The organism is Streptomyces thermolilacinus SPC6 (genome assembly GCF_000478605.2).
Lineage (GTDB): Bacteria > Actinomycetota > Actinomycetes > Streptomycetales > Streptomycetaceae > Streptomyces > Streptomyces thermolilacinus.
Map to the genome: position 1 here is coordinate 5622239 of NZ_ASHX02000001.1, position 20569 is coordinate 5642807.

Here is a 20569-nt window from a genome sequence, read left to right on the forward strand (position 1 = left end):
CATGACGAAACCGCCCCGGTCGCGCTCGTGCGCACCGGGGCGGAGGGCTTTCAGCTGCTGCGTACCGTCAGGCGGCGCGCCGCATCCGCGAGGAGGCGTCGCGCATCCGCGGCACCTGGACCTTGATCGGACGGGAGCCGGGCCCGCCCACGTGTGAGAACGGCTGCGTACGCCAGTCGATCCCCTGAGGGAGCGTCAGCAGCAGCCCCACCTCCTGCTCCTGGGGACCCGACCCCTCGTCAACCGGCCTCGCGTCCGACGCGGGCCGCCCGGAGCCGGTGCACACCGACAGGACGAACGGGTTCCACGGCGTCGGGCACAGCGCGTGCTCCGGCAGAACGTCCTCGTCGGCGAGCAGCGCGATGGGCTGCGCGCAGTCCGGGCAGACGACCCGGAACATCTCGAACATGTCGTACGCGTCGAGCTCTTCGGCCTCGGCCGAATCAACAGGCTCCTGCATGGAGAATCTCCCCCTCAGACGGGCCGACCAGGCAATGCGGCCCCGACCACAGCAAGCAATTCCCCTCGCGCCCGGCGGGTAACCGTCCGGTTTCGAACGACCGCGACCATGAAGGTGTGGCGTTGGTCACATGCCGCCCGCAGGTGCGCGTACGGGGAGCCGCCGACTGGGCCGGAGGGGCGCCGGGGCAATAGGTTGACCGCATGGAGGAGCTGGATCGTCAGATCGTCGAGTTGCTCGTCAAGGACGGGCGCATGAGCTACACCGACCTGGGCAAGGCCACGGGCCTGTCCACCTCGGCGGTGCATCAGCGCGTCCGCCGTCTCGAACAGCGCGGCGTCATCCGCGGGTACGCCGCCGTCGTGGACCCCGAGGCGGTGGGGCTGCCCCTGACCGCGTTCATCTCGGTGAAGCCGTTCGACCCCAGCGCCCCCGACGACATCGCGGACCGGCTCGCCGACATCCCCGAGATCGAGGCGTGCCACAGCGTGGCCGGGGAGGAGAACTACATCCTCAAGGTCCGTGTGGCGACCCCGCTGGAGCTGGAGCACCTGCTCACCCGCATCCGCTCCCAGGCAGGTGTCTCCACCCGCACCACGGTCGTCCTCTCCACCCCGTACGAGGCGAGACCGCCCCGCGTCTGACCCCCGCGCACGCCGGGCGCCGTGTCCCCGCCGCGCGGCGCACCGGCACCGCCCCCGCGGGCCCCGGCCGCGCGCCCGGACGCCGCGTTCGCCGCAACCCCGGCCCGTGCCGCACCCGCACCCCGTGCCCCGGCCGCGCACCATCGTGCCGCGCTCGCCGCCGCGTGGGCACCGAGGAGCAGAAGCGCCCGTGGCTGCCCCGGCTCACCCACGCACCCGCCCCCGCCCCGGTCGCGCATCCCGGCCCGTGCCGCACCCGCCGCCCCGGTGCCGCGCTCGCCGCACCGCCGGCTCCCCGCGTACTTGCCCCCGCGTCCCGGTGCCGCGCCCCGACGGACCGTGTCGCGTCCGCCGCCGCCCGGTGCCGCCATCGTCCCCGTTCCCTCCCGGTCGCCCGCTCGGCCCCCTGATCCCGCGTCCGCCCCCGCCCCGGTACGGCCGTCGGCGCTGTCTACGCTGGTCACCATGACCGAGCACGAACGCGACCCCCAGGCGCCCGCCCCCGCCCCCGCAGGGGAGACCCCCACCCTGCTGCTGCGCGGCGGCGAGGTGCACAGCCCCGCCGACCCCTTCGCCACCGCGATGGTCGTCGAGCGCGGCCACGTCGCCTGGGTCGGCTCCGAGGGCGCGGCCGACGCCTTCGCCTCCGGCGTGGACGAGGTGATCGACCTCGAAGGCGCCCTCGTCACCCCCGCGTTCACCGACGCCCATGTCCACACGACCGCCACCGGGCTCGCGCTGACCGGCCTCGACCTGTCCGGCGCCCGCGACCTGGGCGAAGCCCTCGCGCTCGTACGGGACTTCGCCGCCTCCCGGCCCGGTGACCTGGTCCTGCTGGGCCACGGCTGGGACGCCGCGCGCTGGCCCGAGCGGCGCCACCCGAGCCGCGGGGAACTGGACGAGGTGACCGGCGGACGGCCCCTGTACCTGCCGCGCGTCGATGTGCACTCCGCCGTCGTCACCACCGCGCTCCTCGACCTCGTCCCCGGCGTCACCGCCCTCGACGGCTACCACCCGGACGCGCCCCTCACCGGCGCGGCCCACCACGCCGTACGGGCCGCCGCGCACGGCGCCATCACGCCCGCTCAGCGCGCCGAGGCGCAGCGCGCCGCGCTCCGCCGCGCCGCTTCCCTCGGCATCGGCACCGTCCACGAGTGCGGCGGCCCCGACATCTCCGACGAGGAGGACTTCACCGCCCTGCTGGAGCTGGCGGCGGGGGAGCCGCTGCCGCGGGTCGTCGGCTACTGGGCCGAGGCCGTCGCGGGCCCCGAGGACGCGCGGCGCGTCCGCGACCTCGGCGCGGTCGGCGCCGCGGGCGACCTCTTCGTGGACGGCTCGCTCGGCTCCCACACGGCCTGCCTCCACGAGTCGTACGCCGACGCCGCGCACACCGGCACGGCCCACCTCGACGCGGCCGCCGTCGCCGCCCATGTGGCCGCCTGCACCGAGGCCGGGCTCCAGGCGGGCTTCCACGCCATCGGCGACGCCGCCGTGACCGCCGTCGTGGACGGCGTCCGGGCCGCCGCCGACAAGATCGGCCTGCACCGCGTCCGCGCCGCCCGGCACCGCGTCGAGCACGCCGAGATGCTCACCCCCGAGACCATCGCCGCCTTCGCCGAACTCGGCCTCACCGCCAGCGTGCAGCCCGCCTTCGACGCGGCCTGGGGCGGCGACGACGGCATGTACGCCGAGCGGCTCGGCGTCGAGCGCGCCCGCACCCTCAACCCGTACGCGGCGCTGCTGCGCGCCGGGGTGCCGCTCGCCTTCGGCTCCGACAGCCCGGTCACCCCCCTTGACCCGTGGGGCACCGTCCGTGCCGCCGCCTTCCACCGGACGCCCGAGCACCGCGTCTCCGTCCGCGCCGCCTTCACCGCCCACACGCGCGGCGGCTGGCGGGCCGTCGGCCGCGACGACGCGGGCGTCCTCGTGCCGGGCGCGCCCGCCGACTACGCCGTCTGGCAGGCCGGTGACCTGGTCGTCCAGGCCCCCGACGACCGGGTGGCCCGCTGGTCCACCGACCCCCGTTCGGGCACGCCGGGGCTCCCCGACCTGACCCCCGGCAAGCCGCTGCCGGTGTGCCTGCGCACGGTGGTGGGCGGACGGACGGTTTTCGTACGACCGAACGAGTGAGATGGGCCCGGGCCCGCCCGGCGGGAGGCGTACCGGGCGTTCCGCCACGACCTGCGGATCTTCGTCGCTGACCTGGGCGTTCGTCCGGACATCGCAGGTCGCGCGGGTGTTGACAGGCAGCGGTGAACGGCCGGTAGGTTCGGCGGGTCCACCACGGACGTCCGGCCGGGCGAGCACGCCTCACCGCGGCCGCGGAGCGCCGCTGGATCGCGGGGTGGTGTGCCGCACCGGCGCACCACCGCTGGGAGCCAGGTTCAGTGCCAGCGCCCCGCGCGGCGGGGGAGGTCCCCGGCGGACGTCCCCCCGGCTCCCGGGAGCCGGGGCGGGGTGCGACCCGGGTGGGGCCCGGACGTTCAGTAGACAACGGCTCTTCGGACGACCCGCAGCCAGCGGGCCCCAGGGTCGGCCCGAAGGACGCCGGGCCCCCGTGCGGACCGACAGGCGCCCGCTCCCGTACCGACGAGCCGGTGTACGACGCGGCTCGTCGATCGTCCGTGCCGCGGGCTCGCTATGGTGGGCATCCGCGCTAGGACGTAAGGGGCAGTAGTGAAAGACGACGGTCAGAGTCAGCGGCGGTACGGACCGCTGGGCAAAGCCTTGGTGATCATTCCGACCTACAACGAGGCGGAGAACATCGGGCCGATCGTCTCCCGGGTACGGGAAGCCGTGCCGGACGCGCACATCCTCGTCGCCGACGACAACAGCCCGGACGGCACGGGCAAGATCGCCGACGAGCTGTCCGCCGACGACGCGCACGTCCACGTGCTGCACCGCAAGGGCAAGGAGGGCCTCGGCGCGGCCTACCTGGCCGGCTTCCGCTGGGGCATGGAACACGGCTACGACGTCCTGGTCGAGATGGACGCCGACGGCTCCCACCGGCCCGAGGAACTGCCCCGGCTCCTCACCGCGCTCAAGAGCGCCGACCTCGTCCTCGGCTCCCGCTGGATCCCCGGCGGGCGGATCGTGAACTGGCCGAAGTCCCGCGAGTACCTCTCGCGCGGCGCGAGCGTCTACTCCCGGGTCCTCCTCGGCGTGCCGATCCGGGACGTCACCGGCGGCTTCCGGGCGTTCCGCGCGGACACGCTGCGCGGCCTGGGCCTGGAGGACGTCGCCTCGCAGGGGTACTGCTTCCAGATCGACCTGGCCCGCCGCGCGGTCGCCGCCGGATTCCATGTGGCCGAGGTGCCCATCACGTTCGTGGAGCGCGAGCACGGCGACTCCAAGATGAGCCGGGACATCGTCGTGGAGGCCCTGTGGCGGGTCACCGCCTGGGGCGTGACCACCCGCGCCGGACGGCTGACGGGCCGCGCTCGCGGCTGACCGGGGAGGGCGCACCCGACGGGGGACGGGGCGGCGCCGGACCGGGGCCCGACCGGGACCGGGCGCGCCGGACCGGGGCCGACCGGGGAACGGGCGCGCCAGACCACCGGGCCTGACCGGGGCCAGACCGGGTGGGACGGGGCGCTTACGCCATCCTGGCATCGCCCCAGGCACACTGGGGGCATGACGACCGGTGCACCGCTGCCTCCGACCCGTGGGCGCTCCCGCGCCCGCACCCTTGTCCCCCTCGGCCTGGCCGCCTGGCTGGTGCTGGAGATCTGGCTCCTGACCCTGGTGGCGGACGCCACGAGCGGCCTCGTGGTGCTCGCCCTGCTGGTGAGCTCCGGGGTCCTGGGCGCCGCCGTGGTGAAGCGGGCGGGGCGCCGGGCGTTCACGGCGCTCACCGAGACGCTCCAGCGCCAGCAGACGGGCGGTGCGGCGGGCCCGGCCGAGAAGGGCAGCACGGGCAACGGCATGCTCATGCTCGGCGGTCTGCTGCTGATGCTGCCGGGTCTCGCCTCCGACGTGCCGGGGCTGCTGCTCCTCGTGCCGCCGGTCCGCGCGGCCGCCGCCCGCTACGGGGAGCGCGCCCTCGACCGCCGTATGGGCACCGCCCTGCGGCAGGCCCGCATCCGCCGCCCGGACGGCAAGGTGGTGCCGGGCGAGGTGATCCGCGACACTCCCGGCGACCCGGCGGGCCCCAGGGACAACCGGCCCCCGCTGACGTCCTGACCTGCCGGCCCCCGCGCGGCCCAGGGCGCTCCCGCTCCCGGGGCCGTGCACCCGGCCAGGCCGCGCGCGGTCCAGGCGTAGGGGGCCGTACACCGACCGGAGCGCACGCGGGCGGGGCCGTACACCGACCGGAGCGCACGCGGGCGGGGGTATACGCCGCGCGGGGGCCGTACGCCGCGCACGAACCGTACGCGGGCACGCGAAAGCCGCGGGGCGGGGTACGTCGATGCGTACCGCGCCCCGCGGCTCTCGCGTGTAGCCGGGTGCTAACCCGTCACGCGGACTTCCTGCTGTCACGCGGATGCACCGCGATGTTCATGGCGCCGGAACGCAGGACCGCCAGCCGCTCGGCCAGCACCTCTTCCAGCTCCTCGCGCGTGCGCCGCTCCATCAGCATGTCCCAGTGCGTACGCGCGGGCTTCGCCTTCTTCTCCTCGGGGCCGTCGCCGTCCACCAGGAGCGCCTGGCTCCCGCAGACCTTGCACTCCCACTCCGGCGGGATCTCCGCCTCGACCGAGAACGGCATCTCGAAACGATGCCCCTTCTCGCATGCGTACTCCACCGCCTGGCGCGGGGCCAGATCGATGCCGCGGTCGGTCTCGTAGCTGGTCACCACGAGGCGCGTGCCGCGAAGAGCTCGCTCACTCATGAATCGTGCCTCCCGGGCTTGTCGCCCACAGGACAGGTGTCGCTGTCGTCGTCATCCGGTCAACGTCCGGTCGGCGGTAAAGATTCCCGTTGCGGGTCATGCGTCGCCCGTCGTGCCGCCCCTTGTTGTACCCACAAGCGCCCGGTTTGTCACATCTGGCAGAAGATGTCACCCGGCGCTCTCGTGCACTGCACACGCAGTAACGGTCCGCCTGGCAGGCCAAAGGCGTACACTACCGCCCTTTGACCTCGCCGTCTAAACCGGGCCGCCAAAGTCTCAGATCCGCTCGGGCACGGGGTTCCCCGCGGCGGCCACCGCGCGCCGCACCGGCACCCGCGCCAGCAGCACGAAGCCCACGGCGAAGAACAGCACCAGCGAGACGATGGCGTCGCGGTAGCTCCCGGTCAGCTGGTAGGCGAGCCCGAACACCAGCGGCCCCAGCCAGGCCAGCCCCCGGTCGCTCATCTCGTACGCCGAGAAGTACTCGGCCTCCTTGCCGCGCGGCACCAGGTGTGAGAACAGCGACCGCGACAGCGCCTGGCTGCCGCCCAGGACCAGTCCGATCGCCGCCGCCAGCGCGTAGAACCACACCGGCGCCCCGGCGGGCAGGAAGTACCCGGCGGCCAGGATCAGCGTCCACGCGGCCAGCGAACCGAGGATCGTCCGCTTCGCGCCGTACGAGCGGGCCAGCCGGCCCATCCCGAGCGCCCCCGCCACCGCCAGCACCTGCACCAGCAGCACCGCCGTGATCAGCGTCGTCTGGTCGAGGCCCAGCTCCTCGGAGCCGTAGATCGAGGCCTGGGAGATCACGGTCTGCACCCCGTCGTTGTAGACGAGGTACGCGAGCAGGAACGACAGCGTCAGCGGATGCCTCCGCATGTCCCGCAGCGTCGCCACCAGCTGCCGCCAGCCCGATCCGACCGCGCCCTCGCCGTCGGGTGCCACCCGCCGGTCCCGCAGCCGCCGCAGCGGTACGAGCGTGAAGGCGCCCCACCACAGTCCGGCGGAGGCCAGGCAGATCCGCACCGCCGCCGACTCGCTGAGCCCGAACGACTCGTGGCCCGTGTACAGCGCCAGGTTCAGGAGCAGCACCAGCGCGCCCGACGTGTAGCCGAACGCCCAGCCGCGCGACGAGACCGCGTCCCGCTCCTCCGGCGTGGCGATCTGCGGCAGGTACGCGTTGTAGAGGGCCATCGACACGGCCAGCGACGCGTTGGCGACGATCAGCAGCAGCGCGCCCAGCAGATACCGGTCGCCGTCCAGGAAGAACATGCCCGCCGTCGCGCCCGCCCCGGTGTACGCGGCGGCCGCCAGCAGCGGCTTCTTCCGCCCCGTACGGTCCGCCGCCGCCCCCGCCAGCGGCATCACCAGCACCGCGACGACGATCGACAGGGACACCGAGTACGCGAAGAGCGACCCGGCCCGTACCGGTATGCCCAGCGGGTGCACGAAGCCGTCCGCGTCGGCCGCCGCCTTCGCCACCGACGTCAGGTACGGCCCGAGGAACACGGTCAGGACGCTCGTGGAGTACACGGAGCACGCGAAGTCGTAGAAGTACCAGCCGCGCTGCTCGCGTCCGCGGTCGGGCGGCGGCGCGGCGGCACCGGCGTCCCGGTCGGCGGTCTCGGCTGTCACACGCGCCCCCTCGTTCGTCCCGCCCCGGACCGCGCCGGGGTCAGTTCCACGCTCCCCGGCCGGTGAGCACCGTGCGCAGCGTCTGAAGATGATCGGTCATGATGCCATCGACGCCAAGGTCCAGGAGCGCGTTCATCCGGTCCGGATCGTTGACCGTCCACACGTGCACCTGGAGCCCGCGCGCGTGGGCCTCGCGGACGAACCGCCGGTCCACGACCCGGATGCCGCCCTGCGCCTCCGGCACTTGCGCGGCCACCGCGCCCGCGCGCAGTGCCGCCGGTATCCCGTACGAGCGCAGCCGCAGCCCCACCACGCCGCGCACGCCGAACGACGTGGCCAGCCGCTCGCCCGCCGCCCGGCGCGCCCGGGCGACGCGCCCCTCGTTGAACGAGCCGACACACACCCGGTCCCACGCGTTGGTCCTGCGGATCAGCTCCACCAGCGGGACGAGCGCCGACTCGGCCTTCAGGTCCACGTTCCAGCGGGCCTCGGGGAACTCCTCCAGCAGCTCCTCGAACAGCGGCAGCGGCTCCCGGCCCGCGACGCGCGCCCGCCGGACCTCGCTCCACGGCAGCCGCGCGATCCGCCCCCGCGCGTCGGTGACCCGGTCCAGCGTCGGGTCGTGGAATGCGACGAGCCTGCCGTCCGCCGTCGTGTGCACGTCCGTCTCGAAGTAGCGGTACCCCGCGTCGGCCGCCCGCCGGAACGCGGCCGCGGTGTTCTCCAGCCCGTCCGCCGCGCCGCCCCGGTGGGCGAACGGGATGGCGGAGGGGTGGTCCAGGTACGGGTGGCCGGGTCGCGGGCGCGGTAGACGAGTCACCGCGGCAGTATCACCCGATCCGGTGACCCGGGGGCGACCGCGGTCCTGCCGGACGCCGTACCGGGGATGGCCGCCTCGGGAGCGGCGGTGGTTCCCGGAGCCGGGGTGGCCGCCTCGGGACCGGCGGTGGCCTCCGGAGCCGTGCCGGGGCCGGTGGTTCCCGGAGCCGTGGGGAAGGCGGCTTCGGGGGCCGTGCGCGACGCGGGTTCCGGTACGGCGAACAGGCGCAGCGACAGCTGGGCGAGCGGGCCGATCGCCAGGGCGTACAGCACAGTGCCGACGCCGAGGGAGCCGCCGAGGAGGAAGCCCGTGGCGACGACGGTGAGCTCCAGGGCCGTACGGATCAGGCGGATGGAGCGGCCGGTCACCCGGTGCAGCCCGGTCATCAGGCCGTCGCGCGGGCCGGGACCGAAGCGGGCGGCGATGTAGAGGCCGGTCGCCAGCCCGTTGAGGACCACACCGGCGACCATCAGCGCGATCCGGGCGGGCAGGCCCTCGGCGTCCGGGACGACGGCGAGGGTGGCGTCCATCGCGGCCCCGATGAGCAGGACGTTCGCGACGGTGCCGAGGCCCGGACGCTGCCGGAGCGGGATCCACAGCAGCAGGACGACCGCGCCCATGATCGTCACCACGACGCCGATCGACAGGCCGGTCAGGTTCGACAGGCCCTGGTGGAGCACGTTCCACGGTTCCAGGCCGAGACCGCTGCGGACCAGGAGCGCCGAGCTGGCCCCGTACAGCAGGAGGCCCGCGGTGAGCTGTGTCAGCCGGCGCGGGAGGCGCCGCCCCGGCGGCCGGCCGCCGGGCTCGGACGGCGATGTGGACGACGATCGGGACAAGGTGACCCCCGGAGTGCTGGTGTGGTGGACTGACCTATGACACTCTCTGGCGTGCCAATGGATGCCAACCATGGCCAATTCGAGGAAGGTGGACTGAAGTCATGGCTCAGTGGACTTCGGCGGTGGGCCCGGCTCAGCTCGCCCGCCAGCTGACCGCCCAGCAGACGCGGCCCGCGGGCCCCGGCACCCGTAAGCCCGCCGCGTACCGGGCGCTGGCCGACGGCATCCGCCTCCTCGTGCTGGAGGGCCGCGTCCCCGTCGCCGCCCGCCTGCCCGCCGAGCGGGAGCTGGCCCTCGCGCTCTCCGTGAGCCGTACCACCGTCGCGGCCGCGTACGAGGCGCTGCGCGCGGAGGGCTTCCTCGAGTCCCGGCGCGGTGCCGGGAGCTGGACGACCGTGCCCGCCGGGAACCCGCTGCCCGCGCGCGGCCTCGAACCGCTGCCGCCCGAGTCGCTCGGCTCGATGATCGACCTGGGCTGCGCCGCGCTGCCCGCGCCCGAGCCCTGGCTCAGCCGGGGCTTCCAAGGCGCGCTGGAGGAGCTGCCGCCCTACGCGCACACGCACGGCGACTACCCGGCGGGCCTGCCCGCGCTGCGCCGCACCCTCGCCGACCGGTACACCGCGCGCGGCATCCCCACGATGCCCGAGCAGATCATGGTGACGACCGGGGCGATGGGCGCTATCGACGCCATCTGCCACCTGTTCGCCGGGCGGGGCGAGCGGATCGCCGTGGAGTCCCCGTCGTACGCCAACATCCTCCAGCTGATGCGGGAGGCGGGCGCCCGGCTGGTGCCCGTCGCCATGGCCGACGGCTTGACCGGCTGGGACCTGCCCCGCTGGCGGCAGGTCCTGCGGGACGCCGCGCCCCGGCTCGCGTACGTCGTGGCCGACTTCCACAACCCGACCGGCGCGCTCGCGGACGAGGACCAGCGGCGGGCCCTGGTGGACGCCGCCCGGTCGGCGGGCACGGTCCTGGTGGTGGACGAGACCATGTCGGAGCTGCGGCTGGACGACGGTGTGGAGATGCCGCGCCCGGTGTGCGCCTTCGACCCCGCGGGCAGCACGGTGCTGACGGTCGGCTCGGCGAGCAAGGCGTTCTGGGCGGGCATGCGGATCGGCTGGGTGCGGGCCGCGCCCGACGTGATCCGCTCGCTCGTCGCCGCCCGCGCCTACGCCGACCTGGGCACGCCCGTCCTGGAGCAGCTGGCCGTCAACTGGCTGATGGGAGGCGAGGGCTGGGAGGAGGCGGTCGCGCTGCGCCGCGCCCAGGCCCGTGAGAACCGGGACGCGCTGGTCGCCGCCGTGCGCCGGGAGCTGCCCGGCTGGGAGTTCGAGGTGCCGCGCGGCGGGCTGACCCTCTGGGTGCGGACCGGGGGCCTGTCCGGTTCGCGCCTGGCGGAGGCGGGGGAGCGGGTCGGCGTGCGCGTGCCGTCCGGGCCCCGCTTCGGCGTGGACGGCGCCTTCGAGGGGTACGTACGGCTGCCCTTCACCGTGGGCGGGGCGGTCGCCGACGAGGCCGCCGCACGGCTCGCGGCCGCCGCCCGCATGGTGCGCGCGGGGGCGGCCGGCGGGCCGGTGGCGGAGGAGCCGAGGACGTTCGTCGCCTGACGCGGGGCGGTCAGTTCGGTACGGCGGCCCCGCCGGCCGGGAGCACGGTCGCGCCGTCGGCGGGGAGCACGGGGGCGTGGCCGGCTGGCGGGAGGGCCGCCGTGTCGGCCGGGTGGGGTACCGGCGTGTCCGCCGGGAGGGCGGCCTCGTGGACCGGGCGGTCCGGAAGCAGGTCCAGCACCGCGCGGCGGTGGGCCTCCGGGGCCGTCTCGTCGTACGGGTCGGGCGTGGCCGGGACCTGGACGCGCACGACCTCGCCGGTCCCCAGGCGCGCGTACCCCCGGCCCGGCGGGACCTCGGGCGGCGGTGTCGTGCGGGGCGGGGCGCCCAGGACCGCCGCGAGCTGGTCGGCGGGCGCGGAGCCGAGCGTCACGCGTGCGCGGGTGTGGGCCCGCACGACGTCGCCGAGCGCGTCCACCGTGTCGAACTGCTCGGCCACCACCACCGTCACGCACGCCGCCCTGCCGTGCCGCAGCGGCACCTGGAGCAGGTCCTGCGGGCCCGTACGCCCCTCGGCGGCGGCCAGGTCCGCCAGGACGGTCGGCCGGTCCAGCAGCACCCACAGCGGTCGGCGCGTCTCCGCCGGTGCCGGTTGGCCAGCCTGCCGGGCCTCGTACGCGGCGGCCAGGCGCCGCTCCGTCTCGTGCGCCGCCCACTCCAGGGCGTCCAGCGCGCCGACCGGGCCGCACTCGACGCCCAGCACGCCCCGGCGACCGGCCAGGCACGCGTACTCGCCGGTCCCGAAGCCCTCCAGGACGAGCACCTCGCCGTCGTGCTGGAGCGCCTGGAGCGCGATGGACCGCAGCAGGGTGCTGACGCCGCCGCCGGGCTGGCCCACCACCAGCAGGTGCGGCTCCGTCGAGCGAGGGCCGGTTCGCCACACGACCGCCGGGGCGTCGCGGGTGGCCTCGCCGTCCCGGACCGGCACCGTGCGCCGCACCGCGTCGGCGTCCGTGAAACCGAGCACCGTCTCGCCGGGCACGGTCACGAACCTCTGCGCCACGACCGCCGCCGGGAGGGCGCCCGGCACGGTCATCAGCAGCTGGTTGCCCTCCTCGTCCCAGTCGAACCGGTACTCGCGGCCGCGGCCCGACTTGGCGTGCAGCAGCCGCTCGATCCGGGCGCGCTCCGCCGGGTCGCCGTCAGGGAAGTACGCCGGGTACGAGATCCGCAGCCTGGTCGGCCGCCCGTCCGCGTCGAACGCGCAGTCCCCGAAGGCCCGCGCCCACTCGCCGCCGTGGGCGAACAGCGGGTTCGGGTCGCCCGGCAGCGAGAAGTGCGGCACCAGCGCCTCGTACAGCGCCCGCAGCCGCTCCTTGCCGAGCTCGTCGGGCCCCGGCCCGGGAGCGGGGCGCTCCCTGCCCTTCCACGCCGCCGCGCCCATCAGCGACACGAGCGCCAGCAGCGGCCCGTACGGCATGAGCGCGACCCCCAGGACGCACGCGGCGGCCAGGAACAGCGTGGGACCGCGCCGCTCCTTGGGGGTGGCCGACCATCTGGCGCGTCCCGCCGCCGCCAGCTTCCGCAGACCGCGCGAGACGGTGAACAGCGGATGGAGGACGTCCGTGGCGCCGTCGGCCGCCGTGCGCGCGAGCTCTTTGCCGCGAGTGATCGACGCGCTGCCGCTGCTCAGAATGCGGGGGAGTGGTCGCCGTGCCACGTCGTCTCCTGGGGTCGTGTCCTGCCGTCGTGTCCTGGGCCGTGGAAGTCGTGGAAGGGCCGGGCCGGGGGCCGGGCGGCGTCAGAAGTTGATGCCGCCGAGGAGGCTGGCGAGGCTCTGACCGCCCGCGGTGATGCTCGGTGCGATCGCGGTGCCCGCCAGGTAGAAGCCGAACAGCGCGCAGACGAGGGCGTGGGACGCCTTGAGGCCGTCCTTCTTGAAGAAGAGGAAGACGATGATGCCGAGCAGAACCACGCCTGAGATCGACAGGATCATGAGGGTTTCTCCTGGTTGGAGGGACAGTCACCATGAGTCATTCCAGGCTCACAGGAAGCATCTATGTGACAAAAGGTGCAAACGGGTGAATATTCGGCGTTTTCACTTGACCGGCGCACGTCGGGCCATGCTCCGGCGGGGCAGTACCCTGTCGGTTCACTCGTACGGCTGACCTCGTCGTACGCACGGCAACGGAGCGGAAACAGCAGGAAAGGCGGGCCCCTGATGAGCGAGACCCCCGACCCCGAGGTCCTCGACCTCGCGTCGAAGATCTTCGACCTGGCGCGGCACGGCGACACCGACGCCCTCGCCGCCTACGTGGACGCGGGCGCCCCCGCGAACCTCACCAACGACAAGGGCGACTCCCTCGTGATGCTCGCCGCCTACCACGGGCACGCCTCGACCGTGGAAGCCCTCCTCGCGCGCGGAGCCGACGCGAACGCCGCCAACGACCGCGGCCAGACCCCTCTCGCCGGTGCCGTCTTCAAGGGCGAGGACGCCGTGATCCGCGCCCTCCTGGCTGGCGGCGCCGATCCGGAGGCCGGTACTCCGTCCGCCGTGGATACGGCCCGGATGTTCGGGAAGACCGACCTCCTGGAGCTGTTCGGCACCCGGTGAACGGCCCGGAAACGGGTAGCGAACCGGGGATGGACACCGCGCCGTAAATGTGGTCGCGGCGGCGAAAACGCTGGGTCATCATGACGACGGGCCCGCAGGGGGCCCCGAAGAGAAGGCAGAGGCAGAGGAAGATGGTCGACACCAAGCAGAAGACGACGGGCGGTATCCGATGGCACCGCGCGGCCTAGCCGAGCAGCGGGCGGTCCAGGCATCCGGCGGAATCGGCCCAGCCGACCGCGCCCGCCCAGTCGACAGCTTGATGTGAGGCGTTTTCCCATGTTCGAACCCGTCATAGCGCCGAGCGGCACCCTGCTCGGCCTGCTGCAGAGGGGCCGAGGCGACGGCACACTGCACGCGCTGGCCGCGCCGCGCGCCGAGGCGCTCGCCGCCCTCGACCACTGCGTCCTGCACGACCCGCGCCAGGACTGGCAGGTCGAGAACCGCTCCCTCTACTACGCGCGCCTCTACCTCGACCTGCACGGCGGCCTCGACGCCGTCGAGGAGCACCTCTTCGGCGCCGACGACCACCTCGACACCGACGAGTGCCGCACCGGCCTCGCGCTGTCCGTGCTGGGCCACCTCGCCTCGTACGGGCGCCGCGACGCCCTCCTGCTGCTGCGCCGCTACACCGCTACCGGCAGCAACTGGGCGTGGGCCCTCGACGAGCTGGCCCTCCGCGACGACGACACGGCCCTGCGCGGCCTAGCCGACGCCGTGCTGGCCCGCTTCCCCGACGGCCCGGAGGGCGACGCCGAGCTGGCCGCCGCCGTCCGCGACGCCTACGAGCCGCGCCCGTGGCGCCTGTGGGCCGAGGACCCGCGCGGCACCGTCGGCGGCCGGGTGCGCGCCGCTCGCGAGCAGGGCTCCTTCGACCGCTGGCAGCGCCAGATGCGCCCGGCCGGGCCCCGCCCCGGCTGGAGCGTCCAAGCCGTCTTCGACTGGGCCCAGCAGGGCCTGGAGCGCGGCAGCGTCCTGCACCTGCCGGCCGCCCGATGTCTCACCGCCGTCGCCGGCCCCGACGACCGGCAGCTGATCGTGGAGGCCGCCCGCAGCGGCCCCGACGGCGCCCGATGCGCGTCGCTCCACTACCTCGCGGAGAGCCGCGACCCGGCCGTGCTGGACCTGATCGAGGCCGCCGTGAGCGGCCCGTCCGCCACCGTCGCGGAAGCGGCCGTCGCCGCCTTCGAGCGCATGTGCGGCGAGGCGGCCGTGGACCGGGCTCGCGGCTGGGTGCACCGGCCCGACGCGCTCGGCAGGTCCGCCGGGGGGGTCCTGGCCTCCCGCGGTGGCGAGAAGGACGTCCCGCTGGTCCTCGGCGCGCTGCGGCAGGCGGTACGCACGGACGGGCCCGACGCCCGCTCGCTGTACCCGCTCGTGGACGGCGCCGGACGCCTCGGCATCGCCTGCGCCGCTCCCGTACTGCGGCACGTCTACCGCGAGACCGCGTCGTCCGAGCTGCGCGGCCGCACCGCGCGGGCCCTCGCCGCGACGGACCCGACCTTCGCGACGGGCTTCGCCGTCGAATGCCTGTGGGACTGCGAGGAGACCACCCGGGAGATCGCCGCCCTGCACGCCGAGACCGGTGACGTACGCGTCGCCGAGCGCCTGCGCAGGCTCGCCGCCGACCCGGTGGAGGAGGACGAGGTCCAGACCGCCGTCCGCAGCCGCATCAGCCCCGACACGTCGGCCCTCTGACCCCCTTCCGGGTACGGCAGCCACCGGCGGCGCCCCCCTGAGGGCGGGGCGCCTGCGGGCCGGGGATGCCTGGGGGCGCGGTGGCCACTGAGCGGCGCGCCTCCCGGGCGGCGCGCCCCCGGGGCGGACTCGGGCGTGCTGACGGCCGGCCCCGCCGGGTTCCATGACGAACCCGGCGCTGCCGTCCCGCGACTCCGCCCCGTTCCGGGGGCTGGTGCGAGGGGAGGGCCAGAGGTCCGCCCTCACGCCGCACTGTCCGGGGACGGGGGCCGTCTGGCAGGGCGGTAGCGGTATCACCGATGAGTTCACCCTTCTCGAACGGTCTACCCGGCGACACGACCGTTCGCGAAGGAGAGCCATGTCCACCATCCAGCCAGTGATCACCACGGCCGACCCGGACGTCCTGCTCGGCTTCTACACGAAGCTGTTCGGCGCCGAGGAGGTCTTCCGGGTACCGGAGGAAGGCCCGGTCTTCTACCTCGGCTTGCGCATCGGCGACAGCGACCTCGGGCTGGTGGCCAAGGCGGAAACGGGGGACCCGGCGGCTCCGCGAATCCTGCTCAGCGTCGGCGTCGACGACGTCGACGAGACCCTCGGCCGGGTGACGGCTCTGGGCGGCTCGGTCAGCGGCGGCCCCAACGACATGCCGTGGGGTCAGCGCGTCGCCCACATCCAGGACCCCGACGGCAACCCGGTGAACCTCACCCAGCCGACCCCGGCTCAGTGACGCCGCTCCGGACGCCGCCCCTGAGAGGGGCCGGAGCCCGGGCGCCTGCCGACACGACGGCACGGCTGGGCTCGGGAAGTCGTGGACCGACCAGCGCCCCGCTCCCCACCGCACCCCCGCACGAACCACCCGAACCCCCGGCCTCACCGCCCCCGCACGAACCGCACCCGCGCCCCCGGCGCCGCCTGGGCGGCCGCCGCCAGGTCCGGCTCCCGGACGACGCACACCACCGGATACCCCCCCGTCGTGGGGTGGTCCGCCAGGAACACCACCGGGTGCCCGTCCGGCGGCACCTGCACCGCCCCCAGCACCATGCCCTCGCTGGGCAGCTCACCCGCCCTCGCCCGCTCCAGCGGCGGGCCCTCCAGGCGCAGACCCACCCGGTTCGAGGCGGCCGACACCACGTACGTGCTCGTGGTGAGCGTCCGCAGCGCCCCGGCCGTGAACCAGTCGTCCCGCGGCCCGAACCGCACCCGCAGCACCACCTCGTCCGGTACGCCCCGCCAGGGCGCCCCCTCGTAGTGGGGGGCATCCGGCGGCGGTGCGGCGCCCAGCGGCAGGACCGCACCGTCCACGAGCGGCGCGGGCCCGAGGCCCGACAGCAGGTCCGTGGACCGGCTGCCCAGCACCGGGTCGGCCGCCACACCCCCGGCGAACGCCACGTACGACCGGACGCCCCGCACCGCCGTGCCCACCTCCAGCACGGCACCCGCCTCCACCCGTACCGCCGCACCCCACGGCGCCGGCCGCCCGTCCACGGTGACGGGGCACGGCGCGCCGCCCACCGCCACGGTCACCGCGCACCGGGGCCGCACCGCGCACCCGGTGAGCGTCGTCTCCAGGACGGCCGCGCCCCCGTCGTTGCCGACCAGCCGGTTGACCAGCGCGACGGCGTACGGGTCGAGCGCCCCCGACCGGGGCACCCCCAGGTGCGCGTGCCCGAACCGGCCCCGGTCCTGCACCGTGGTCAGCGCCCCGGCCCGTACGACGGCGAACGCCCGGTCCCTCACACCCCCTCCTCGGTGAACCGCACCCGGGACCCCGGCGTGAGCAGCGCCGCGGGCTCCCGTGCCGTGTCCCACAGGACCGCGTCGGTCGTCCCGATCAGCTGCCATCCGCCGGGCGACGCGCGCGGGTAGACCCCCGTGTACGGGCCGGCCAGCGCGACCGAGCCCGCCGGGACGGCCGTGCGGGGCGTGGCCCGGCGCGGCACCGCGTACCGCTCGGGCAGCCCGGTCAGGTATCCGAAGCCCGGTGCGAACCCGCAGAACGCCACGCGGTACTCGACGCCCGCGTGGACCCGGCCCACCTCCCCGGGAGCCACCCCCCACAGCGCGGCGACCTCGGCCAGATCCGGCCCGTCGTACCGAACCGGCACCTCCACCACGGGCCCCTCGCGCGGGTCCAGCGGCGGCACCTCCCACCGGGCGGCCTCCACCGCGAGCCGCCCCGGGTCGGCCACCCCGTCGAGCAGCACGGTCCGCGCGGCCGGCACGATCTCCCGTACCGGAGGAAGCGCGCCCGCGGCCCGCCTCCGCAGCAACTCGGCGTGGAACGCCCGCGTCTCCTCCCCGTCCTCGAACTCCAGCAGCAGCGCCGCCTCACCCACCTCCAGCGCCCTCACGCGAACGCCTCCACCCGCACACCCTCCTCCTCCAGCCGGGCCCGCACCCGCCGGGCCAGCCCGACCGAGCCGGGCGTGTCCCCGTGCAGGCACAGCGACCGGGCCCGCACGGACAGGGTCCGCCCGCACAGCGACGTCACCGTCCCGTGCCGCGCCAGGGAGAGCGACCGGTCGACCACGGTGTCCGGGTCGTGGATGACCGCGCCCTCCCGTCCACGCGGCACCAGGGTCCCGTCCGCCGCGTACGCCCGGTCCGCGAACGCCTCCTCCACCACCGGCAGACCCGCCTCCCGCGCGCACGCGTGCAGCCGCGAGCCCGGCAGCCCCAGCACCGGCAGCCGCCCACCGGCCAGCAGCACCCCCTCGACGACGGCCCGCGCCTGCTCCTCGTCCCGCACGACCCGGTTGTACAGGGCGCCGTGCGGCTTCACATACGACACCCGCGACCCGGCAGCGCGCGCGAACACCTCCAGAGCGCCGATCTGGTACGCCACCTCCGCGGCCAGCTCGCCGGGCGGCACGTCCATGGCGCGCCGCCCGAAGCCGGCCAGGTCGCGGTAGGAGACCTGGGCGCCGATCCGGACCCCGCGCCCGGCGGCGAGCGCGCACACCCGGCGCATGGTCGGCGCGTCCCCGGCGTGGAAGCCGCACGCCACGTTGGCGCTGGTGACGACCGACAGCAACTGCTCGTCGTCGGTCAGCCGCCAGCGGCCGAAGCCCTCGCCCAGGTCGGCGTTGAGATCGATCGATGCCCCGGTCACGTTCGTCAACTCCTTGGAGAATCCTTGCCTTTGCCCGGCGGAGCGGACCACGCCCCGCCGGGCATCACCACAGCTCCCGCCCCCGCGTCTCGGGGAGCCCCAACAGCGCCACCACGGCGATGCCGTACGCGACCGCGCCGAACACCAGGGCCCCGCCCACTCCCCAGCCGTCCGCCAGGAACCCGACGAGCGTCGGGAAGAACGCCCCCACCGCGCGGCCCGTGTTGTACGTGAACCCCTGGCCCGTCCCGCGCACCGCCGTCGGGTACAGCTCCGCCAGGAACGACCCGAAGCCGCTGAAGATGGCCGACATGCAGAAGCCGAGCGGGAATCCCAGCACGAGCACCAGCCCGTTCGCCCCGGCCGGGATGTTCGTGTACGCCACGACGCTCACCGCGGACAGGACGGCGAACAGCACGATGTTGCGCTTCCGGCCCAGCCGGTCCGTGAGGTACCCGCCGGTCAGATAACCGAGGAACGCCCCGGATATGAGGAACGCGAGGTAGCCGCCGGTGCCGACGACCGTGAGCCCGCGCTCCGTCTTCAGGTACGTCGGCACCCATGTCGCCAGCGTGTAGTACCCGCCCTGCACGCCGGTCGAGAGCAACACCGCGAACAGCGTCGTCCGCAGCAGCCCCGCCCGGAAGATCCCCGTGAAGGAGCCGCGCTCGGCGCTCTCCCGCCGCACCCGCGCGGCCTCCGGCGCGTCCTCCACGTTCCGCCGGACGTACACGATCAGCAGCGCCGGGAGCGCGCCCGTCCAGAACATCACCCGCCACGCCGTGTCCGCGTCGAGGAAGTGGAACACCAGCGTGTAGACGATCACGGCGAGCGCCCAGCCCGCCGCCCAGGCGCTCTGCACCCAGCCCAGCGTCCGCCCCCGGTGCCGCGCCGACGCGTATTCGGCGACCAGGATCGCCCCGACCGCCCACTCCCCGCCGAAGCCCAGCCCCTGGAGGGCGCGGAAGACCAGCAGCGTCTCGTAGTCCGGCGCGAAACCGCACGCGACCGTGAACACCGCGTACGTCACGACGGTGACCATCAGCGCGCGCACCCGGCCGATCCGGTCGGCGAGCATCCCCGCACCCGCGCCGCCGACCGCGGACACGACCAGCGTGACGGTGGTGAGCAGCCCGGTCTGGCCGCTGTCCAGGCTGAAGTACGCGGCGACGGCCACCATGCTCAGCGGCAGCGTGAAGAAGTCGTAGGAGTCCAGGGCGTAGCCGCCGAACGCGCCGGTGAAGGCGCGCCTGCCGCGCGGTCCCAGGGCGCGCAGCCAGCCGAACGGGCGCTCGGCCTCCGGCTCCTGGGGTGTCTTGGTCGGTCCGGTCCGGGTCGTGCTCATCTGCACCTCGCAGTGGGTGAGGAGCGTGCCTGAGTGGAGACGTACAGTGACTGTGAAGGTAGAGGATCGTTGAACGATCCCACAAGCCCTGTGGACAACTCGTTCTACGATGACCGACACGACCGCCGGGCAACGGCCGACACGACCGACGGGCGATGACCGGCGCGGCGGCCGAGCGACGGCCGGCGCGACGGCCAAGCGCAGGCGGTCACGACGGCGACGGCCCGACGGCCGACCCCGCCGCCCGGCGCCGTGCGCGGGCGCGAGGCCGGTACGACACGAGAAGAGGTGCAGGTGGCGACGACGAGCGGCGGACTGGCGGACGACCGGGTCCTGCTGGGGCGTACGAGCACGGCCGAGCGGGTCGCGGACATCCTGCGCACCCGCATAGCCGAGGGCTACTTCCCACCGGGCACCAGGCTGTCCGAGGACACCATCGGCGGGGCACTCGGCGTCTCCCGCAACACGCTGCGCGAGGCTTTCCGCCTGCTCACCCACGAGCGCCTGCTCGTCCACGAGCTCAACCGCGGGGTGTTCGTCCGCGTGCTCGCCGTGGAGGACGTGGTGGACATCTACCGCACCCGGCAACTGGTCGAGTGCGCCGTCATCCACGACCTCGGCGACCCGCCCTTCCCCCTCGACGGCCTGGCCGCCGCCGTGTCGGAAGGCGAGCGGCACGCCCGCGCCGGGGACTGGAAGGGCGTCTCGACCGCCAACATCCACTTCCACCGCGAACTCGTCGCCCTCGCCGGGAGCGAACGCACCGACGAGCTGATGCGCGGGGTCCTCGCCGAACTCCGCCTCGCCTTCCACGTGGTGGACGACCCGCACACCCTCCACGAGCCATACCTGCGACGGAACCGGGAGATCCTGGACGCGCTGCGGGCGGGGGAGCGCACCACGGCCGAGCGTCTGCTCACCGACTATCTGCGCGACTCCCGCACCCAACTCGTCAAGGCGTACGCCCGTCACGTCCCCGATGGCGTCACGCCGCACGCCTGACCGGCCCGCGCCGCCGCCGCGACCA

20 protein-coding genes are annotated in these 20569 nt (G+C 74.9%); 9 read left to right on the forward strand and 11 right to left on the reverse strand.

Features of this window, described 5'->3' with window-relative positions:
* Positions 1-67: 67 nt before the first annotated feature.
* Positions 68-460 carry a hypothetical protein gene (locus J116_RS24450; RefSeq protein ID WP_023589706.1) on the reverse strand — a complete coding sequence of 131 codons (393 nt, stop codon included), beginning with the start codon at positions 458-460 and terminating at the stop codon, positions 68-70.
* Positions 461-663: 203 nt separating this feature from the next.
* Here J116_RS24450 and J116_RS24455 point away from each other — a divergent pair, with 203 nt between their 5' ends.
* The 4 genes from J116_RS24455 to fxsA all read left to right on the forward strand — a co-directional run bounded on the left by J116_RS24455 (position 664) and on the right by fxsA (position 5286).
* The gene (locus J116_RS24455; protein WP_023589707.1) at positions 664-1104 is read left to right on the forward strand and encodes an Lrp/AsnC family transcriptional regulator; all 441 of its coding nucleotides are present in this window, start codon (positions 664-666) and stop codon (positions 1102-1104) included.
* Positions 1105-1569: 465 nt separating this feature from the next.
* Positions 1570-3234 (forward strand): amidohydrolase, encoded by a 1665-nt coding sequence (locus J116_RS24460; protein WP_023589708.1) that lies wholly within the window; start codon positions 1570-1572, stop codon positions 3232-3234.
* 600 nt (positions 3235-3834) lie between these two features.
* A complete protein-coding gene (locus tag J116_RS24465) occupies positions 3835-4554 on the forward strand; it encodes a polyprenol monophosphomannose synthase (RefSeq protein ID WP_235617377.1) in 720 nt (239 codons plus the stop codon).
* Positions 4555-4737: 183 nt separating this feature from the next.
* A complete protein-coding gene (fxsA, locus tag J116_RS24470) occupies positions 4738-5286 on the forward strand; it encodes an FxsA family membrane protein (RefSeq protein WP_023589710.1) in 549 nt (182 codons plus the stop codon).
* A gap of 274 nt (positions 5287-5560) precedes the next feature.
* Here fxsA and J116_RS24475 read toward each other — a convergent pair whose 3' ends face one another.
* From J116_RS24475 to yczE, 4 genes are all read right to left on the reverse strand, one after another.
* The gene (locus J116_RS24475; protein ID WP_010468770.1) at positions 5561-5935 is read right to left on the reverse strand and encodes an RNA polymerase-binding protein RbpA; all 375 of its coding nucleotides are present in this window, start codon (positions 5933-5935) and stop codon (positions 5561-5563) included.
* Positions 5936-6211: 276 nt separating this feature from the next.
* The gene (locus J116_RS24480; RefSeq protein ID WP_023589711.1) at positions 6212-7570 is read right to left on the reverse strand and encodes an MFS transporter; all 1359 of its coding nucleotides are present in this window, start codon (positions 7568-7570) and stop codon (positions 6212-6214) included.
* Between the two features lie 40 nt (positions 7571-7610).
* The gene (locus J116_RS24485) at positions 7611-8390 is read right to left on the reverse strand and encodes a glycerophosphodiester phosphodiesterase family protein (protein WP_023589712.1); all 780 of its coding nucleotides are present in this window, start codon (positions 8388-8390) and stop codon (positions 7611-7613) included.
* Positions 8387-9229, reverse strand: coding sequence for a membrane protein YczE (yczE, locus tag J116_RS24490; protein ID WP_023589713.1), 843 nt, complete (start codon positions 9227-9229; stop codon positions 8387-8389). Before yczE ends, J116_RS24485 begins: the two co-directional genes overlap by 4 nt.
* 101 nt (positions 9230-9330) lie before the next feature.
* On the opposite strand from yczE, the gene J116_RS24495 reads away from it, so the two are divergent.
* Entirely contained in the window at positions 9331-10836 is a 1506-nt protein-coding gene (locus J116_RS24495) for an SCO1417 family MocR-like transcription factor (RefSeq protein WP_023589714.1), read from the forward strand.
* 10 nt (positions 10837-10846) lie between these two features.
* Here J116_RS24495 and J116_RS24500 read toward each other — a convergent pair whose 3' ends face one another.
* Positions 10847-12496, reverse strand: a complete 1650-nt coding sequence (locus J116_RS24500; protein WP_023589715.1) for a membrane protein — start codon at positions 12494-12496, stop codon at positions 10847-10849.
* An 81-nt stretch (positions 12497-12577) separates the two neighbouring features.
* Positions 12578-12772, reverse strand: coding sequence for a hypothetical protein (locus J116_RS24505; RefSeq protein ID WP_023589716.1), 195 nt, complete (start codon positions 12770-12772; stop codon positions 12578-12580).
* Between the two features lie 225 nt (positions 12773-12997).
* On the opposite strand from J116_RS24505, the gene J116_RS24510 reads away from it, so the two are divergent.
* From J116_RS24510 to J116_RS24520, 3 genes are all read left to right on the forward strand, one after another.
* Complete coding sequence (locus tag J116_RS24510; protein WP_023589717.1) at positions 12998-13390, forward strand: ankyrin repeat domain-containing protein; 393 nt, start codon at positions 12998-13000, stop codon at positions 13388-13390.
* A gap of 276 nt (positions 13391-13666) precedes the next feature.
* Entirely contained in the window at positions 13667-15085 is a 1419-nt protein-coding gene (locus J116_RS24515) for a hypothetical protein (protein ID WP_023589718.1), read from the forward strand.
* Between the two features lie 358 nt (positions 15086-15443).
* Complete coding sequence (locus tag J116_RS24520) at positions 15444-15812, forward strand: VOC family protein (RefSeq protein WP_023589719.1); 369 nt, start codon at positions 15444-15446, stop codon at positions 15810-15812.
* Between the two features lie 143 nt (positions 15813-15955).
* Here the strand turns inward: J116_RS24520 and J116_RS24525 are convergent, their stop codons facing one another.
* The 4 genes from J116_RS24525 to J116_RS24540 form a co-directional block, all read right to left on the reverse strand.
* Positions 15956-16822 (reverse strand): 5-oxoprolinase subunit C family protein, encoded by an 867-nt coding sequence (locus J116_RS24525; RefSeq protein ID WP_023589720.1) that lies wholly within the window; start codon positions 16820-16822, stop codon positions 15956-15958.
* On the reverse strand, positions 16819-17436 hold the full coding sequence (gene pxpB / locus J116_RS24530) for a 5-oxoprolinase subunit PxpB (RefSeq protein WP_023589721.1): 618 nt from the start codon (positions 17434-17436) through the stop codon (positions 16819-16821). Before pxpB ends, J116_RS24525 begins: the two co-directional genes overlap by 4 nt.
* On the reverse strand, positions 17433-18197 hold the full coding sequence (locus tag J116_RS24535) for a LamB/YcsF family protein (protein ID WP_023589722.1): 765 nt from the start codon (positions 18195-18197) through the stop codon (positions 17433-17435). Before J116_RS24535 ends, pxpB begins: the two co-directional genes overlap by 4 nt.
* Before the next feature lie 64 nt (positions 18198-18261).
* Positions 18262-19542, reverse strand: coding sequence for an MFS transporter (locus J116_RS24540; RefSeq protein WP_023589723.1), 1281 nt, complete (start codon positions 19540-19542; stop codon positions 18262-18264).
* A gap of 294 nt (positions 19543-19836) precedes the next feature.
* On the opposite strand from J116_RS24540, the gene J116_RS24545 reads away from it, so the two are divergent.
* Positions 19837-20544, forward strand: coding sequence for a GntR family transcriptional regulator (locus J116_RS24545; protein ID WP_037948265.1), 708 nt, complete (start codon positions 19837-19839; stop codon positions 20542-20544).
* Positions 20545-20569: the final 25 nt, after the last annotated feature.

Bases quoted from the DNA above. Each gene is read 5' to 3' on its own strand.
- J116_RS24450 (WP_023589706.1), bottom strand. From the start codon at position 460: ATGCAGGAGCCTGTTGATTCGGCCGAGGCCGAAGAGCTCGACGCGTAC.
- J116_RS24455 (WP_023589707.1), top strand. From the start codon at position 664: ATGGAGGAGCTGGATCGTCAGATCGTCGAGTTGCTCGTCAAGGACGGG.
- J116_RS24460 (WP_023589708.1), top strand. From the start codon at position 1,570: ATGACCGAGCACGAACGCGACCCCCAGGCGCCCGCCCCCGCCCCCGCA.
- fxsA (WP_023589710.1), top strand. From the start codon at position 4,738: ATGACGACCGGTGCACCGCTGCCTCCGACCCGTGGGCGCTCCCGCGCC.
- J116_RS24475 (WP_010468770.1), bottom strand. From the start codon at position 5,935: ATGAGTGAGCGAGCTCTTCGCGGCACGCGCCTCGTGGTGACCAGCTAC.
- J116_RS24495 (WP_023589714.1), top strand. From the start codon at position 9,331: ATGGCTCAGTGGACTTCGGCGGTGGGCCCGGCTCAGCTCGCCCGCCAG.
- J116_RS24505 (WP_023589716.1), bottom strand. From the start codon at position 12,772: ATGATCCTGTCGATCTCAGGCGTGGTTCTGCTCGGCATCATCGTCTTC.
- J116_RS24510 (WP_023589717.1), top strand. From the start codon at position 12,998: ATGAGCGAGACCCCCGACCCCGAGGTCCTCGACCTCGCGTCGAAGATC.
- J116_RS24515 (WP_023589718.1), top strand. From the start codon at position 13,667: ATGTTCGAACCCGTCATAGCGCCGAGCGGCACCCTGCTCGGCCTGCTG.
- J116_RS24520 (WP_023589719.1), top strand. From the start codon at position 15,444: ATGTCCACCATCCAGCCAGTGATCACCACGGCCGACCCGGACGTCCTG.
- J116_RS24540 (WP_023589723.1), bottom strand. From the start codon at position 19,542: ATGAGCACGACCCGGACCGGACCGACCAAGACACCCCAGGAGCCGGAG.